Source organism: Aeromonas sp. TS_SC_11 (assembly GCF_057318915.1).
Map to the genome: position 1 here is coordinate 2,189,772 of NZ_CM170470.1, position 15,994 is coordinate 2,205,765.

General features: G+C 56.0%; 20 protein-coding genes. 11 read left to right on the forward strand and 9 right to left on the reverse strand.

The features are described from left to right. Positions 1–27: 27 nt before the first annotated feature. Genes arsA through AC1P02_RS10400 form a run of 8 tightly spaced genes read left to right on the forward strand, consistent with a single transcriptional unit; the run spans position 28 to position 7,173 of the window. Positions 28–1,815, forward strand: a complete 1,788-nt coding sequence (arsA, locus tag AC1P02_RS10365; RefSeq protein WP_485185310.1) for an arsenical pump-driving ATPase — start codon at positions 28–30, stop codon at positions 1,813–1,815. Between the two features lies 1 nt (position 1,816). Continuing rightward, entirely contained in the window at positions 1,817–2,317 is a 501-nt protein-coding gene (locus AC1P02_RS10370; protein WP_052816432.1) for an arsenate reductase ArsC, read from the forward strand. Positions 2,318–2,350: 33 nt separating this feature from the next. Then, entirely contained in the window at positions 2,351–2,848 is a 498-nt protein-coding gene (locus AC1P02_RS10375) for a phosphatase domain-containing protein (RefSeq protein WP_485185312.1), read from the forward strand. A 10-nt stretch (positions 2,849–2,858) separates the two neighbouring features. Beyond that, positions 2,859–3,875 (forward strand): ArsJ-associated glyceraldehyde-3-phosphate dehydrogenase, encoded by a 1,017-nt coding sequence (locus AC1P02_RS10380; RefSeq protein ID WP_485185314.1) that lies wholly within the window; start codon positions 2,859–2,861, stop codon positions 3,873–3,875. A gap of 7 nt (positions 3,876–3,882) precedes the next feature. Further along, entirely contained in the window at positions 3,883–5,124 is a 1,242-nt protein-coding gene (arsJ, locus tag AC1P02_RS10385) for an organoarsenical effux MFS transporter ArsJ (RefSeq protein WP_485185316.1), read from the forward strand. Then, complete coding sequence (gene arsB / locus AC1P02_RS10390; protein ID WP_241324509.1) at positions 5,124–6,200, forward strand: ACR3 family arsenite efflux transporter; 1,077 nt, start codon at positions 5,124–5,126, stop codon at positions 6,198–6,200. Before arsJ ends, arsB begins: the two co-directional genes overlap by 1 nt. Then, positions 6,197–6,628, forward strand: coding sequence for a glutaredoxin-dependent arsenate reductase (gene arsC / locus AC1P02_RS10395; protein WP_485185319.1), 432 nt, complete (start codon positions 6,197–6,199; stop codon positions 6,626–6,628). The genes arsB and arsC overlap by 4 nt, the downstream gene beginning before the upstream one ends. Then, the gene (locus AC1P02_RS10400; RefSeq protein WP_232471765.1) at positions 6,625–7,173 is read left to right on the forward strand and encodes a sigma-70 family RNA polymerase sigma factor; all 549 of its coding nucleotides are present in this window, start codon (positions 6,625–6,627) and stop codon (positions 7,171–7,173) included. The genes arsC and AC1P02_RS10400 overlap by 4 nt, the downstream gene beginning before the upstream one ends. Before the next feature lie 52 nt (positions 7,174–7,225). On the opposite strand, the gene AC1P02_RS10405 is transcribed toward AC1P02_RS10400, so the two are convergent. After that, positions 7,226–7,504, reverse strand: coding sequence for a hypothetical protein (locus AC1P02_RS10405; protein ID WP_052816438.1), 279 nt, complete (start codon positions 7,502–7,504; stop codon positions 7,226–7,228). A gap of 240 nt (positions 7,505–7,744) precedes the next feature. On the opposite strand from AC1P02_RS10405, the gene AC1P02_RS10410 reads away from it, so the two are divergent. The 3 genes from AC1P02_RS10410 to AC1P02_RS10420 all read left to right on the forward strand — a co-directional run bounded on the left by AC1P02_RS10410 (position 7,745) and on the right by AC1P02_RS10420 (position 10,545). Continuing rightward, a complete protein-coding gene (locus AC1P02_RS10410; RefSeq protein WP_485185322.1) occupies positions 7,745–9,184 on the forward strand; it encodes a glutathione synthase in 1,440 nt (479 codons plus the stop codon). A 115-nt stretch (positions 9,185–9,299) separates the two neighbouring features. Continuing rightward, positions 9,300–10,301, forward strand: coding sequence for a permease (locus AC1P02_RS10415; RefSeq protein WP_485185324.1), 1,002 nt, complete (start codon positions 9,300–9,302; stop codon positions 10,299–10,301). A gap of 13 nt (positions 10,302–10,314) precedes the next feature. Continuing rightward, positions 10,315–10,545, forward strand: coding sequence for a thioredoxin family protein (locus AC1P02_RS10420; RefSeq protein ID WP_005303858.1), 231 nt, complete (start codon positions 10,315–10,317; stop codon positions 10,543–10,545). A gap of 38 nt (positions 10,546–10,583) precedes the next feature. Here AC1P02_RS10420 and AC1P02_RS10425 read toward each other — a convergent pair whose 3' ends face one another. The 8 genes from AC1P02_RS10425 to AC1P02_RS10460 form a co-directional block, all read right to left on the reverse strand. Beyond that, entirely contained in the window at positions 10,584–11,429 is an 846-nt protein-coding gene (locus tag AC1P02_RS10425) for a universal stress protein (RefSeq protein ID WP_485185327.1), read from the reverse strand. Between the two features lie 19 nt (positions 11,430–11,448). Further along, entirely contained in the window at positions 11,449–12,939 is a 1,491-nt protein-coding gene (locus AC1P02_RS10430; RefSeq protein ID WP_485185329.1) for a SulP family inorganic anion transporter, read from the reverse strand. Between the two features lie 550 nt (positions 12,940–13,489). After that, positions 13,490–13,732, reverse strand: coding sequence for a hypothetical protein (locus AC1P02_RS10435; protein ID WP_485185331.1), 243 nt, complete (start codon positions 13,730–13,732; stop codon positions 13,490–13,492). Between the two features lie 26 nt (positions 13,733–13,758). After that, a complete protein-coding gene (locus AC1P02_RS10440) occupies positions 13,759–13,881 on the reverse strand; it encodes a hypothetical protein (RefSeq protein WP_485185333.1) in 123 nt (40 codons plus the stop codon). Positions 13,882–13,890: 9 nt separating this feature from the next. Continuing rightward, positions 13,891–14,316 (reverse strand): DUF2787 domain-containing protein, encoded by a 426-nt coding sequence (locus AC1P02_RS10445; RefSeq protein WP_485185335.1) that lies wholly within the window; start codon positions 14,314–14,316, stop codon positions 13,891–13,893. Between the two features lie 58 nt (positions 14,317–14,374). After that, positions 14,375–14,953, reverse strand: a complete 579-nt coding sequence (locus AC1P02_RS10450) for a lecithin retinol acyltransferase family protein (RefSeq protein WP_485185336.1) — start codon at positions 14,951–14,953, stop codon at positions 14,375–14,377. Between the two features lie 86 nt (positions 14,954–15,039). Further along, complete coding sequence (locus AC1P02_RS10455; protein WP_485185338.1) at positions 15,040–15,483, reverse strand: IrmA family protein; 444 nt, start codon at positions 15,481–15,483, stop codon at positions 15,040–15,042. Positions 15,484–15,523: 40 nt separating this feature from the next. Next, positions 15,524–15,967: a hypothetical protein gene (locus tag AC1P02_RS10460; protein ID WP_082040753.1), complete on the reverse strand. Its 444-nt coding sequence runs from the start codon at positions 15,965–15,967 to the stop codon at positions 15,524–15,526. Positions 15,968–15,994 lie beyond the last annotated feature (27 nt).

Genomic DNA, 15,994 nt, shown 5'->3' on the forward strand with positions numbered 1-15,994 from the left:
CCTCGTTCTTCCTGATAGGAGTCTCTCATGTCCCCGTTTCTGAACTACTCGTTTCTCAATGATTCGCCCCCATTTCTCTTCTTCACCGGTAAAGGTGGGGTGGGTAAAACATCGCTGGCCTGTGCCAGTGCGGTTGCCTTGTGTGACAGTGGCAAACGGGTACTGCTGGTCAGCACAGATCCGGCTTCAAACGTAGGCCAGGTGTTCGACACCCAGATAGGGAACCAGATCACCAGGATCCCGCAAGTCGATGGGTTATCAGCACTGGAGATTGATCCGCAAGCCGCCGCGCAAGCCTATCGCGAACGTATCGTTGGCCCAGTGCGCGGCAAGCTGCCCGAAAGCGTGGTACGCAGTATTGAAGAGCAGCTCTCCGGTGCCTGCACCACAGAGATCGCCGCCTTTGACGAGTTCACTGCGCTCTTGACCGACAGCAGCCTGGTGGGGGAATACGACCACATCGTGTTCGATACGGCACCGACCGGTCACACCATCCGTCTGTTGCAATTGCCGGGGGCATGGAGCGAGTTTCTGGAGCAGGGCAAAGGCGATGCTTCCTGTCTGGGGCCATTGGCTGGACTGGAAAAGCAGCGCAGTCAATATGCTGAGGCCGTTGCAGCACTCTCTGATGCCGGGAAAACGCGGCTGATCCTGGTCGCCCGTGCGCAAGCCTCGACCCTGCGGGAAGTGGCGCGTACCCATGACGAACTGGCGACCATCGGTCTTGCCAATCAGCAACTGGTTATCAATGGCATCTTCCCGCAAAGCGAGCTGGTTGATGACCCCTTGGCAACAGCCGTATGGCAACGTGAGCAGCAGGCGATGGCTGATATGCCAGCGCTGCTGGCAAGTTTGCCACAAGACAAAGTGCCGCTGTTGGCGACCAATCTGGTGGGCGTGAACAGCCTGCGCCAGCTACTCAGTGCAGAGCCGGTTAATGGGAGCAGTGAAGCTCCATGCACTGCCACTGAGCAACACCCCGGATTGAAGCAGCTGGTCGATGAATTGGCCAGCGATGGCCACGGGCTCATCATGCTGATGGGCAAGGGCGGTGTGGGTAAAACTACCTTGGCTGCGGCAGTGGCGGTAGAGCTCGCCAGCCGGGGCCTGCCGGTTCACCTGACCACCTCAGATCCCGCAGCCCATCTGGGAGAGACCCTGGCTGGGGCACTGCCCAGCCTGGAGGTCAGTCGCATCGATCCCCACGCCGAGACCGAGCGTTACCGTGCCCAGGTGCTGGCCACCAAGGGGGCAAGTCTGGATGCCCAGGGCCGCGCCCTGCTGGAGGAAGATTTACGCTCCCCCTGTACCGAAGAGATAGCCGTGTTTCAGGCCTTCTCGCGCATCATCCGCGAGGCGGGCAAGCGCTTCGTGGTGATGGATACCGCCCCCACCGGTCATACCCTGCTGCTGCTCGATGCGACTGGTGCCTATCACCGAGAGATCGCCCGTCAGATGGGTGGCAAAGGGATGCACTTCACCACCCCCATGATGCAGTTGCAAGACCCGAAACAGACCAAGGTGATGATCGTCACCCTGCCCGAGCCCACCCCGGTACAGGAGGCGGCCAACTTGCAAGCCGACCTGCGCCGCGCCGGTATCGAGCCATGGGCCTGGGTAGTCAATCACATGTTGGCCCCGGCCAGCGTCACCTCACCGCTGCTGGCCCAGCGAGCGTATCGCCAGCAGCCCCATATCGAAGCGGTCAAGCAGGAGCATGCCAAGCGTTATGCCGTGGTGCCCTTGCAAGCTGTCGAACCGGTGGGAGTGAAAGCGCTGCAAGATTTATGTCACCCCATCCACAAGGAGATGTGAGATGCAACGTCCGTTCAATGTGCTCTTCCTTTGCACCGGCAATTCGGCCCGCAGCATCATGGCTGAGGCGCTGCTCAACCGGCTCGGTCAGGACAACTTCAAGGCGTTTAGTGCTGGCGTCTCCCCGAAAGGGGAGATACACCCGCTGACCCTTGAATTGCTGGCGCAACACAATCTGGACACCAGCACCCTGCGCAGTAAGGGCTGGGAAGAATTTGCCCGCCCAGATGCCCCCAAGATGGATTTTATCCTGACGGTATGTGACCAGGCGGCAGGAGAGCAGTGCCCGGCATGGCCGGGGCAGCCCATCACCGGCCATTGGGGCTTTAGTGACCCGGCTGCCGTGACAGAGAGTGATGCGGCGCAATGGGCGGCGTTCAACAAGGTTTATCACGAAATCGGCAACCGGCTGCGGATCTTTCTGAGCCTGCCACTGAACAAACTGGATCGCATCTCGCTGCAACAAGCGATGCGTACCATCAACCTATCTTCACCCACCTAACGTTCTCAATGAGACATGGAGCCGCTGTTTATCATGCACCCGTTTGACATCCTGAATCTGGATAATGGCGCCCGCCTTATCTTCACCCCCTGTCCCGGCACCAAGGAGGCTTCTTTGCAAGCGGCCCTCAAGACCCTGCAAGCCGCTGGGGCTGATGCGGTAGTCACCATGATGCCCGATGCCGAGCTTAGCGAGTTCAAGGCCGATGCCTTGCCCGTCGAGTGCAATGCACTGGGGCTGGCCTGGTTCCAGCTGCCGGTAGAGGACGATTGTGCCCCCGAAGCACCGTTTGCCGCTGCCTTTGCCAACCACAAGGCGGATCTGCTGGCGCGTCTGGCGGCGGGTCAGACCCTGGCCATTCATTGCCGTGGCGGCTCGGGTCGTACCGGACTGATGGCAGCCATCTTGCTGCTGGAGGCGGGCTACGCCCCCACACAGGTCAAGTCGCTTGTGCAAGGGCTGCGCCCCAAGGCGCTGACCCTAGCGCCCCACGTTGACTACCTCAATACCCACTACTCATTCGCCGGTTAAGGAAAACAGCATGACTATCAAAGTTGGTATCAACGGTTTTGGCCGCATGGGCCGTCTCTCATTTCGCGCCGCCTTCGACTGGGCGGATGTGGAGTTTGTGCGCATTAATGACCCGGCTGGCGATGCCGCCTCGCTGGCACACCTCATCACCTTCGATTCCGTCCATGGCCGCTGGCATCATGAAGCCAGCAGCGATGGGGACGAGATGGTGATCGGTAACCATCATATCCTCTGCACTCGCAACAAAGAGATCGGTCAGACTGACTGGTCTGACTGTGATGTGGTGATCGAGGCTTCCGGCAAGATGAAAACCAAGGCCCTGCTCAATGCTTATCTGGAGCAAGGGGTGAAGCGTGTTGTGGTGACAGCTCCGGTCAAGGAAGAAGGTGTCCTGAACGTCGTCATGGGGGTCAACCACCACCTCTACGACAAGGCGCAGCATCCCATAGTGACGGCTGCCTCCTGTACCACCAACTGCCTGGCGCCAGTGGTGAAGGTGATCCACGAACAACTGGGCATCAAGCACGGCTCCATGACCACCATTCATGACATCACCAACACCCAGACTATCATGGATGCACCCCATGCCGACCTGCGCCGTGCCCGCGCCTGCGGCCTGAGCCTGATCCCCACCACCACGGGTTCTGCCACCGCCATCACCCACATCTTCCCCGAGCTCAAGGGTAAGCTGAACGGTCATGCGGTGCGGGTGCCGCTGGCCAACGCCTCCCTCACCGACTGCGTGTTCGAGGTGAACCGTCCCACAACAGAAGCCGAGGTCAATGGCTTGCTCAAGGCCGCCGCCATGAGTGAGCTCAAGGGGATCATGGGCTATGAAGAGCGCCCGCTGGTGTCAGTGGATTACAAGACGGATCCGCGCTCCTGCACCATAGATGCACTCTCCACCATGGTGGTCAACGACACCCAGGTGAAGATTTACGCTTGGTATGACAACGAGTGGGGCTATGCCAACCGCACCGCCGAGCTGATGCGCATGGTCGGTCAAATGGACAAGGTGCAAGGATAACCTGACCATGGAACTGACCCGACTCTCCCCCGAGATCCGCCAGTATCTGCTGGTGACCGGCAACTACTGGGCCTTCACCCTGACCGATGGCGCTCTGCGCATGTTGGTGGTGCTCTACTTCCATGGGCTCGGTTACAGCCCGCTGGCCATCGCCTCCCTGTTTCTCTTTTACGAGATCTTCGGGGTGGTGACCAATCTGGTGGGGGGCTGGCTCGGCGCTCGCCTCGGGCTCAACCGCACCATGAACATAGGGCTGGCCCTCCAGGTGCTGGCACTGGGCATGTTGCTGGTGCCACCGCTCTGGCTGACGGTGCCCTGGGTGATGGGGGCGCAGGCGCTTTCGGGGATAGCCAAAGACCTCAACAAGATGAGCGCCAAAAGCTCCATCAAGTTGTTGGTGCCGGGAGAGGCGCAGGGTCAGCTCTACAAGTGGGTGGCACTCCTCACCGGCTCGAAGAATGCCCTGAAAGGGATGGGCTTTTTCCTCGGTGGCGCCCTGTTGACCCTGCTCGGGTTTCAGGGGGCCGTGCTGGTTATGGCCCTGGCGTTGGCGCTGGTGTGGTGCGTCAGCATGCTGACCCTGAAACGGGATCTCGGCAAAGCCAAGAACAAGCCCAAGTTCAGCGAAATCTTCTCCAAGAGCCGCGCCATCAATTACCTGTCGGCGGCCCGTCTGTTCCTGTTTGGTGCCCGTGATGTCTGGTTTGTGGTGGCGTTGCCGGTCTACCTCGCCTCCAGCTTTGGCTGGGATCACTGGTATGTGGGGGGATTCCTGGCGCTCTGGATCATTGCTTATGGCGTGGTTCAGACCCAGGCGCCCCGCTTTACCGGCAAGCGAGAGGGACGTGTACCCGATGGCAAGGCTGCGATGCGTTGGGCGCTAGTGTTGGCACTGACCCCGGCCCTGATTGCCCTGGCGCTCCACTATGAGGTGCATCCGGCCATCAGCCTGGTGGGCGGCTTGATGGTGTTTGGCGCTCTGTTTGCCATCAACTCCTCCCTGCACAGCTACCTCATCGTCAGCTATGCCGGTGCAGATGGGGTATCGCTGGATGTGGGTTTCTACTACATGGCCAATGCCCTGGGGCGCCTGCTAGGCACCCTGCTCTCCGGGCTGGTGTTCCAGCTCTATGGTCTCAAGGCCTGCCTCTGGATCTCCACCCTCTTTATCCTGCTGGCGGCGTTTATCTCCATTGGTTTGCCACGCCATCAGCCTTCCACTTCATCCAACCCTCATGGAGTCTCGTGATGAGTACAACAGCCTGCTGCGATCTGCCCGTCAGCAAAAAAATGAGTTTTCTCGACCGCAATCTCACCCTCTGGATCTTCGTCGCCATGGCCATCGGGGTGGGAATTGGTTACCTGTTCCCCCAGGTGGCTCAGTGGAACGAGGCGATGTCGGTCGGCACCACCAATATCCCGCTTGCCATAGGCCTCATCCTGATGATGTATCCGCCGCTCGCCAAGGTGAACTACGGCACCATGGGCGCCATGACACGCGACCGTCAGGCGATTACCCTCTCATTGGTAATGAACTGGTTGGTTGGCCCCATCCTGATGTTCGTCATCGCCCTGACATTCTTGCATGATTACCCCGACTACATGGTTGGTCTTATCTTGATTGGCCTGGCTCGTTGTATCGCCATGGTGTTGGTATGGAACGACCTCGGTGGCGGCAACAAGGAATACGGCGCGGGTCTGGTGGCGCTCAACAGCGGTTTCCAGATCCTCACCTATAGCTTCATGGCCTGGCTGTTCATTACCGTGCTGCCGCCGCTGTTCGGTTTGCAGGGTTTCGCAGTGGATATCACCATGCTGGATATCGCCGAAAGCGTGCTGATCTATCTCGGCATCCCCTTCCTAGCAGGCTTTTTGAGCCGTCACTATCTGGTCAAGGCTAAAGGAGAAAAGTGGTACACCGAGCGCTTCATCCCGGCCATCTCCCCCATTACCCTGATCGCCTTGCTGGCCACAATCGTGCTGATGTTCAGCCTCAAGGGGGAGATGATAGTCGAGCTGCCCATGGATGTGGTTCGCGTTGCTATCCCGCTGGTGGTCTATTTCGTGCTGATGTTCTTTACCAGCTTCCTGGTGGGCAAGAAGCTGGGTATTCCCTATGACAAGAACGCCTCCATCGCCTTTACTGCGACCGGCAACAACTTCGAGCTGGCCATCGCGGTCTCCATCGCGGTATTCGGCCTGAACTCGGATCAGGCCTTCGCCGGTGTGATAGGCCCGCTGGTTGAAGTGCCCGTGCTGATCGCCCTGGTCAACGTGGCCCTGCGCATGAAGCGCAACTATGGCAAAGCGGAGGCGCAAGCATGAGTGACCCCAAGATCACCATTTACCACAACCCGGCCTGTGGCACCTCTCGCAATACGCTGGCACTTATCCGCAACTCAGGGGTTGAGCCGACCGTCATCCACTATCTGGAGACGCCGCCGAGCCGCGAGATCCTGGTCGCGCTTATTGCCGCCATGGGGATATCGGTGCGCGACCTGTTGCGCAAAAACGTGCCGCCTTTTGAGGCGCTTGGACTGGCCGAAGAGAGATTCAGCGACGACCAGCTGATCAATGCCATGCTGGCTCATCCCATCCTGATCAACCGTCCCATAGTGGTGACCCCGCTTGGCATCAAGCTGTGCCGTCCGTCAGAGGTGGTGTTGGATATCCTGCTGAACCCACAGCAAGGGGCCTTCACCAAGGAGGATGGGGAGCAGGTAGTGGATGCGCAAGGAAAACGCATCAAGTGACCCAACCAACCGGCGCACCACCTTGCCTGATGACGGCATGGCAGCAGCACGAACATGAGATCTATGGGTGGCTGCTCAAGCAATCTGGCAGCCCGATGGATGCAGATGATCTGCTACAAGAGACCTTCTTGCGAGCAATCCGCCAGCAGGGCAAGTTCTGCGCCATTGAGAATGCCAGGGCTTGGCTGTTTGAAGTCGCCAGACATCTGGTGATTGATAGAAGCCGGCGACAACGCCCGATGTTTCAACTACATGACGAGCTGGTCATGCAGCAGAGTGAGCTTGATGCAGTGGATTCGCTTGCTGGCTGTTTGCCCAGAGTGCTGGAGAAGCTGGCCCAGGCTGACCGGGATATTCTCGGACACTGCGATTTGGAGGGGATGAAGCAGGCGGATTATGCCGCCCAATACGGCTTGACCCTCACCGCCACCAAGTCGCGTTTATTGCGAGCCAGGCAACGCTTGCGTCAGCAGCTTTCTCTGGACTGTCAGGTCAGGCTGGATGAGACGGGTCGGGTGTGTTGCTTCACTCCGGCTGCGAAGTAAGCCATGACCCATGTTCAGCAAAAAGGCCAAGGTGTTCACCTTGGCCTTTTCTTTATTTTTTCTTGGCTTCGGCCAGGTACTCATCCAAGGTTTCTTGGTTGGCTGCTTTAATGGTCATGCCATTGGGGCCTGCCCCGATATTGCTGAACTGTTTTGCCGGTTCGCCATGTTGCTTGAACTCTTCCAGCTCTGGCGAACCTTCTTTAAAGACCCATAGCCGCCCATCTTCCACTTCGGTCACAAAACCGGGCAGGTTGAATTCGCTCGCAAAGGCGGCGGTGCTAAGCAGACTAAAGCCCAGCAGGGCGGCGGAAGCGACGATTTTCTTCATGTTCATCTATCCATACCGGTTGATTAATTCTTATTAATCATTGCTGGGGAGTATGACGAGAATATGACAATGCCTGGGTCAGGTTGACGTGGTTCAGAAAATTGAAGTGCATCCTTTTCGCTGCTTGCGCGTCTTCCTCGTGACGTGCTGCGCTCGTCTGATGAGGATATGAAGATCGCTGTGCGATATGAGGGCTGGGCAACCAGGCCTTGAGGTTCGTGAGTCAATAATCAGGATCGTATGATGAGTTCTTTTGACATCCAGAAAGCCAAAGATGATGCAGTCGAGTGGGCCTTAACCCACGGTGTCGCCTTTAAAGAGTCGCTGTATTCTGCCGTGCATACCCCATTTACCCTGGCGCCGACACCAATCAGCCAACGGGACTACCTGCATTTGAAAAGTGCGGCACAGACCTTAAGCAAACTGATTTATGCCGTCTCAGAGGATCATGGCTTTTTATATGATGCCATTCATCCCATTACGGCGGGCGATCCCTTCTTTTCAGCCCTGCTCAGCATGCATCAACAGATACACTCATCAGCCACCAAGCCACCCCGGCTGCCATTGCTCATCATGCGCAGCGACTTTATGAACGACAAACGAGATGGCCACAAGCTGGTCGAGTTCAATGGCATCGCCGCTGGTATGGGGCCATTTGGTCAGCGAATACATGAACTGCACCACTATCTGCAACGGCAATGGCCTGCTGCGTACATGCAAGAGCCGCATCAGGCAATGGGTGAACTTGTCAGTAATCATGCCATTGAAGGATTGTCAGCAGGTATTGCCGAGGCCACCTTCAAGATCAAGCGTGAGTTTGGCGACCCCGGCCCGGCAAGGTTTCTGATGATTGTGCAGGAGCATGAAAACAATGTGTTTGATCAACACCTGCTTGAGCTGGCACTCCAGCGCAAAGGGATTGAGACGCAGCGCAGAACCTTTCGTGAACTTCATAATCAACTGAGCACGGGCGCTAACAACAGGCTGCTCCTCGATGGTGTCGGCTCCCTCGATACCGTCTATCTGCGGGCCGGATACCAATATTCGGATTATGAGGCTGCTGATCTCAAAGAGCAGAGATGTTGCCAGTCGCTGATGGCGACCCGTGTGTTGATTGAGCAACACAGAGTCGCCGTCAATGCCACGGTTGCCCAGCAATTGGCGACCAGCAAACGAGTACAAATGCTGCTGTCGCGTTTGGGAGAAGAGGGATTCGCTGCATTTGGCTTGACCCTGCAAGAGGCTGACACAGTGAAAGGTGTTCTGGGGGAGATGCACCCTGTTACCCCTGACAGCGCACACTTTATAGAAGCTGCGCCCGCCGATAGTTGGGTGCTTAAAAATCAGGGTGAAGGGGGTGGGCATTGTCTGTTTGGGGCAGACATCCTGGCAAAATTAGAAACACTGGAGCCCCGGCAATATCAGGCTTGGTCACTGATGGGCCGATTACATCCTGTTCCCAGACCGATACCTGCCTGGATAGTACGCAAAGGAGAGCTGCATCGGGTGACGGACTTGATCAGTGAACTAGGCATGTTCACCATTCAGATAGATGGCAATCCTGGTGGCGCCGAGCCGAGCTTTGCTGGATACCTGCTTCGTAGCAAATCAGCCGAATCGACAGAAGGGGGCGTTCATAGCGGGCAAGGCGTCCTTGACTCACTGGTATTCAGTGATTGATTGATGGAGGGGCGGGCTGGGGGCGAACCATGAGATCGCGGCGTTAGCAAAAAAATGAGCATCTTTTGCTGACATGCCACGTCTTCTGGATAACACCGATGTTGATGGAGCCATTATGTTTCAGATTTTCACCGACCTAGCCAGCTGGCTGGTCTACGAGCAATTGGGCCTAAGCCCGCAAACCAAGCTGGGGGATGCGCTGCATTTCTTCGTGGAGGATGTGAGCAAGATCTTTGCTCTGCTGCTGGTCATGATCTACATCGTGGCCATGCTGCGAGCCTCCCTGAATGTTGAACGGGTGAGGGACTATCTGGCGGGCAAGCACAGAGGGTTGGGCTATCTTCTCGGCTCCGGCTTTGGTGCCATCACCCCCTTCTGCTCCTGTTCGAGTATCCCTGTGTTCCTCGGCTTCACCTCAGCCGGTATCCCGCTAGGGATTACCATGGCCTTTCTCATCACCTCACCGCTCATCAACGAAGTGGCCGTCTTGTTGCTGGTCAGTCTGCTGGGCTGGAAGTTCACCCTGATTTACGTGGTGGTTGGCATGGCGGTTGGCATGCTGGGTGGGGCGTTTTTGGACAAGATAAAGGCCGAGCGTTGGCTGGCCGATTTTGCCGCTGAGGCCCTCAAGCAGGGGCAGCATCAGCAAGGCGATATCATCCAGCCGCATGCCGATGCCCCGAGCCTCTCGCTGGCCAAGCGCCATGCCTTTGCTAAAGATGAAACCCTCACCATCTTCAAACGGGTATGGCTCTGGGTCATTGTCGGTGTGGGGCTTGGTGCCGCGCTTCATGGTTTTGTGCCTGATGGCTGGATTGCCTCACACCTTGGTGCCGGTCAATGGTGGTCAGTTCCGGCTGCCGTACTGATCGGTATTCCCCTCTATTCGAATGCGACCGGTGTGATCCCGGTAATGGAAAGTTTGATCGTAAACGGCTTGCCCATTGGTACGACACTGGCTTTTTGTATGAGCACAGTGGCGGCCAGTTTTCCTGAATTTATTCTGCTCAAACAAGTGATGAAGTGGCAGTTACTGGGCACCTTGCTGCTGGTGCTACTGGTTTCCTTCACGTTGGTTGGGTGGGTGTTTAACTTCGTATCGCCGTTAATTTCTTGATGAGGAATATGAGATGAAAAATGTAAAAGTGCTCGGCATCGGCTGTGCCAACTGCAAGAACACTGTTCAACTTATCCAGCAGGTGGTGGATGAGCTTGGTGTGTCAATTCAGCTTGAGAAGGTGGAGTCATTGCCCGAGATAATGAAGTACAAGGTGATGTCTACGCCAGCAGTCGTCATCGATGACAAGGTAGTACATGCCGGTGGGATCCCTGCCAGAGAGGCGGTGCAAAGCTGGTTCTGATACACGCAGGGGCAGGTTATCCCGCCCCTGCTACTTAATTACCTCAGCAACAACAGAGAGGCTTTGGTCGTTTTCAGTATCCCCGTTGTCGTGCTTCCCACAATGAACTGCCTGATCCGAGAGTGACCGTAAGCCCCCATCACGATAAGATCGCTCCCCACCTCGCTCGCATGCTGGCAAACCACTGGCACCACCTCTCCTTGCAGCAGCATTGCTTCAACCCTGATACCCGCACTTTTCAACACCTGCTTGGCTTGTGCCAGCTGGCGTTCGTGCTCGTCACTCGGTTCGCCAACCATCACCAAGTCACATTCCAGCCCCTTGAGCAGCGGACTACTTGCTATCAACTCCAGTACCTTCTTGGCGGTCGGGCTGGCGTCATAGGCAAACAGGAAGCGGCTTGGCGCCTGAAAGCCCTGCTGCACCACCATGATGGGATTAGCCAGGGTACGGATGACGTTCTCGATATTGCTGCCAATCAGATCGTGGGCATGGGTCGTGCCCTGCTTGCCCATGATCAACATCCGCATACCGGATGAGAGCTCCTGGGTCGTCTCTACCAACTGGCCGTGGCGTTGCAGGGTATCGACCTCTGGCATCCCCAAGCCAGCAAGATAATCCTTACCGCTGTTGAGCAGCATCCGTCCCTGCTCATGGGCGAGGCGGCTGCGTTGATGATCCAGCTCGGCGAGCTCCTGGAGAAGAAGCTCGCGACTGCCAAGACCAATGTTGCCGGAGAGATCGCTGTGTCCTTCAAACTCGTTTCTTTCCAATACGTGCAGTAAGGTGACGGGTAACCCAGTATTGGCAGAGGCCCATGCCGCCGCATCACACACTGCTGTCATGGCTGGGGAGCCATCGATACAGGCAAAAATGTTTGTCATGATGAATTCCTTCTTGTGATCAGTGTCCAGCCAGCAGCTTTTCAACTTCTTCCGGCTTGTCGTGTACACCAAAGCGGTCAACGATGGTCGCGCTTGCTTCGTTCAGACCGATCAGCTCAACCTCGGTGCCTTCACGGCGGAACTTGATGACCACCTTGTCCAGCGCAGTGACAGCGGTGATGTCCCAGAAGTGGGCATGGGTGAGATCGATCACCACCTTCTCTACCACCTCCTTGAAGTCAAATCCGGCAAAGAACTGCTCGGCACTGGCGAAGAACACCTGGCCCTGCACCTGATAAGTTCGCACCTCGCGACTGCGCCCACTGTCACTCTTGACCAGCATGAAGCGGGCAACCTTGTTGGCAAAGAAGAGGGAGGCGAGCAGTACCCCGACAAATACCCCAAGCGCCAGGTTATGGGTAGCGACGACCACAGCAACTGTCGCGATCATCACGATATTGGTGGAGAGCGGGTGCTTTTTCAGATTGCGCAGTGAATCCCAAGAGAACGTGCCGATAGAGACCATGATCATCACAGCAACCAGTGCCGCCATGGGGATTTGGCGGATCCACTCATCCATGAAGACCACCATCAGAATGAGCAGTGTCCCTGCGACAAGGGTAGAAAGGCGACCACGGCCACCGGATTTGATGTTGATGATGGATTGGCCAATCATGGCGCAACCCGCCATGCCGCCCATCAGGCCCGCACCGATGTTGGCAATCCCTTGGCCCTTGCATTCGCGATTGCGGTCGCTCTGGGTATCGGTCAGGTCATCGACAATGGCTGCCGTCATCATGGATTCGAGCAGACCGACCACAGCCAGGCCCGCAGAGTAGGGGAAAATAATCGCCAGCGTCTCCAGATTGAGTGGCACTTCGGGCCACAGGAAGATGGGCAGGGTATCGGGCAGTTCGCCCATATCGCCTACAGTGCGGATATCGATCCCCATTGTGATGGCGACTGCCGTCAGGATGACGATGCAGAGCAGCGGAGAAGGCACTAGCTTGCCAACCACCGGAATAAGCGGGAACAAATAGATGATGCCAAGGCCCGCCGCCGTCATGGCGTATACCTGCCAGGTGACATTTGTAAGCTCCGGTAGCTGGGCCATAAATATGAGGATCGCCAACGCATTGACGAAGCCGGTGACCACGGAGCGGGAGACAAACCGCATCAGGCTACCCAGTTTCAAGTAACCCGCTGCGATCTGGAGTACCCCAGTGAGCAGGGTTGCTGCCAGCAGATATTGCAGACCATGCTCTTTGACCAGGGTCACCATCAGGAGCGCCATTGCGCCTGTGGCTGCCGAGATCATGCCTGGACGACCGCCGACAAAAGCGATGACCACTGCGATACAGAAGGAGGCATAGAGGCCGACCTTGGGGTCTACTCCAGCGATGATAGAGAAGGCGATAGCTTCTGGGATCAGTGCCAGGGCGACCACGATTCCGGCTAACAGGTCACCACGTATGTTGGAGAACCACTCTTGTCTTGCACGTTCCAGCATGGGGGGATTTTCTCGCTTGTTTAGGATCCATAGCGCAGCGCATCCATCGACTTGGGGTCAGATAGAGTTAGGGCAGGATCAGATTGTTGTATTGGGATCTAATGGGTGTAAAAAGGTGCTCCGGTTGTGACAACCAGAGTCAAGCGGCAGGAGCCGCAGAGGGAGGGGTTAAGGCGGCGTTACAGTCACGCCAGAGTTATAATTGATCATTGAAGCTATATGCTAACAGGCATTGTTCTTACTTTAAAGTGAGCTGGACCTATCCCACAGGAAGGTGTCGTAGAATTTTGAGTTCTAAGGATGCCTTTTGACGTTTTCAGGCAAAAAAAAAGAGTTCAGCTTGATTAACGGCATTCAAATGGGCCTCTTAGTTACGAGGTTGGTAAGCTGATAGGTGCCGAGGTGCTCCCCGGCGACCAGTTTGTGATACAACATGATGGTGTTCCATACTCCATCGCCCGCCCCACCGCGTTGGACGCGGCAGGGTAGGCTAGGTGTTAGGTGAATGGGGGGACGCGGTACTGGCTGACGGTGTTCAGGCCGCCTGTGTTTACGGGGTGAAGTCGTGCAACGGAATGTGGTAACTGGTGGCTAGCAAATTTCCGACCTGTTTTAGCCAGCAACGATCCGGGTGATCACACAACCATTGTGCCAACGTGTCACCACGTTCATTTTCATAGCGCAGGTAGAGTGCATAATCATCTACCAGTGTGCCTCGGTCATGCACCACTTCAATCTGACCATTATGCTCAAGGTAAGCCTCTAGCTCGATGGCGATCACGGCGTTAATCATCTTCGGTCTCCTTGTCGGGGATGGGGTCAATCTCCACGGTGGTGCAGCAACCAGCGCTCGCCCTGGCGAGTGGGCTGCAGTTTGGCGTTGGCCGCAACCAGTCCCAGCCACTGGCGTGAGGTGTGGGAGAGCGCTAATTCATGGGGCATCGTGTCCTCCTAATCTCCTGCGACCGTGACGCTGAAGCATTCCAACCGGCAGTAGGCAATGAAATTGCTCTGCCAGATATCGAACAACTCCCGTGCTTCGGCCAGTCGCAACGGTCCCCAGCCCAACATGGTGTGTTCCCCATCGAGGAAGTTGAAATCGAGCTCTTTGCAGAGCTCGGCATCCTGCCCCAGCCCTTGATAACTGAAGTCGGTGACGTAATCGAACAGCCAGCCATCGAGCCCACGGATCATGCGGATCTCGACTGGGTGCACGCCGCCATGTTCGGTGCTGTAGCCGGGGTTACGAAAGTTGAAGGTCAGTTGGGTTAAGCGCTCAAGATTGAGCTCGGTTTTAGCGATTTCCTGGTTGAGCAGAACCAGCAATGCTTGATCAACGGGCAGGGCAAAGCCGTCCCGGAAAAAGGGAATGGTCATGGTGTTTCCTCATTGAGTTCAAGCAGGAGGGCCCCTGCTTTTGCTTTGAAGTGATGGGTCAGTCGTTTAACCAATCCCACAGCTTGCTGACGCCATAGGCTGCGACGGCGCCCACGGCAAGGGGGGCTAACAATGGGGCTGTGGCAATACCGGTCACCGACACTACCGTTGCAGCAGTGCCACTACCGCCAGCCGTTGTGGCCAGTGTGCTGGCAGCAAGTCCTGCCGTTGCACTGGTGGCCGCCTTGCCTAACGTGTGACGAGCGACTTCGGCAGCCACCACCGTTGCTACAGCGGTCTGCAGCAGCTTGGAGGAATGCTGAATCCCTTCAATACACCAAGTGACAAACAGCTCACTGTTGGCAAACGGCTGGCCCTGTTCACCTTCACTGAGTCGGGCGTAAGCCCGTGTCAGGCTTTCCTCTCGACTGAACAGGCGTTGAGCATGGGGTTTGACCTCAATAGCGCAGTGTTGACTGAATTGAGCCAACGAGGTCAGCGCCAGTTGGCCTGAATGCTTTCCTGAAGCGGATGGTAGACAGTGAATGACCTGGTCATGGCCAACAAAGATGCCATGATGGTGGCCTTCAGACTGTGGTGATACCAAGTGATCGCCGATAATGAAATGTCGTGTCATGGAGTGATGATCCTCATCAAGAGTTGGAAATGAAAAAGGGCGTCACCGTAATGGTGACGCCCTTTGGCTTTGTTTTCCTGAGCGGGCTAATTGCCGCCAACGGTTATCTTCAGTGGTTGATGAAACTCGGGGGTGAAGGTGGAAACTGGTAGCCGGGTGACTTCGTTGTGAGCGAGCACCTCGGTTGCCTGAATGATGGCGATGGACTTGGCCTGCTCTACCTGTCCGCAGTCAACTTCCGTAAAGCCACCGCCATAGCGTGTAGCGGAGCTCCCGCCGAACGGTTCAACTTCCAGCGTTGATTCGGCCAGCGCTTTGCCCTTCTTGTCATTAAACTGCAGCGTGATATACAAGTGACCAAATTCATCTGCTCCACCACTATCGAGGGAAAAGTGGTACGCACAGACGCCTTGGTTGGCGTATACAGTGTCGGTGTGTTGGATAGCAAGATAACGTTGTTCTTGGGCACTGCAAGCTATGGCCGAGAATATCAGTGTGGAGGCCAATAAATATCGATTTATGTCTTTCATGGAAACCCTCGTAATAATCACTTTTTCTTAATCTATTTAGTTATTTACGTCCGAGATATCTGAATATTTCTTTTCCATTGTAAAAACCAACCAAGTCATCCTCACTCTTATATTTTTTGTTTGGTTGAAATTTGACAATGGTTCCTGGTCGACACATGTCTTTCATTGAAATATTGAATTTTTCATCAGGCGTAATTGTGTAGCCAATGGCAATTTTCTGTGGGGATCCCGCAGTGGCGATCCAGCCCCACATGCCTGCTTCACACTCACCGAATGGCTGACTGCGAACAATGACCATTGAAAGATTACTGATTTCAGTTGCGATACATTTTCTGTTTAACTTCAAATGGGCGTTACACCAAAATGGTTTCCCTGTTTTGTCCTGCACTAGTGCCGGCAGAAAGCCTGTAAACGGCTCTGCTGCCCGTAGTGATAGACTTCCAGACATAAGAGTTAGTAGTAAGCAGAATGTCAGCTTTTTCATTTTTTATCTCACCGAATAACTATTATT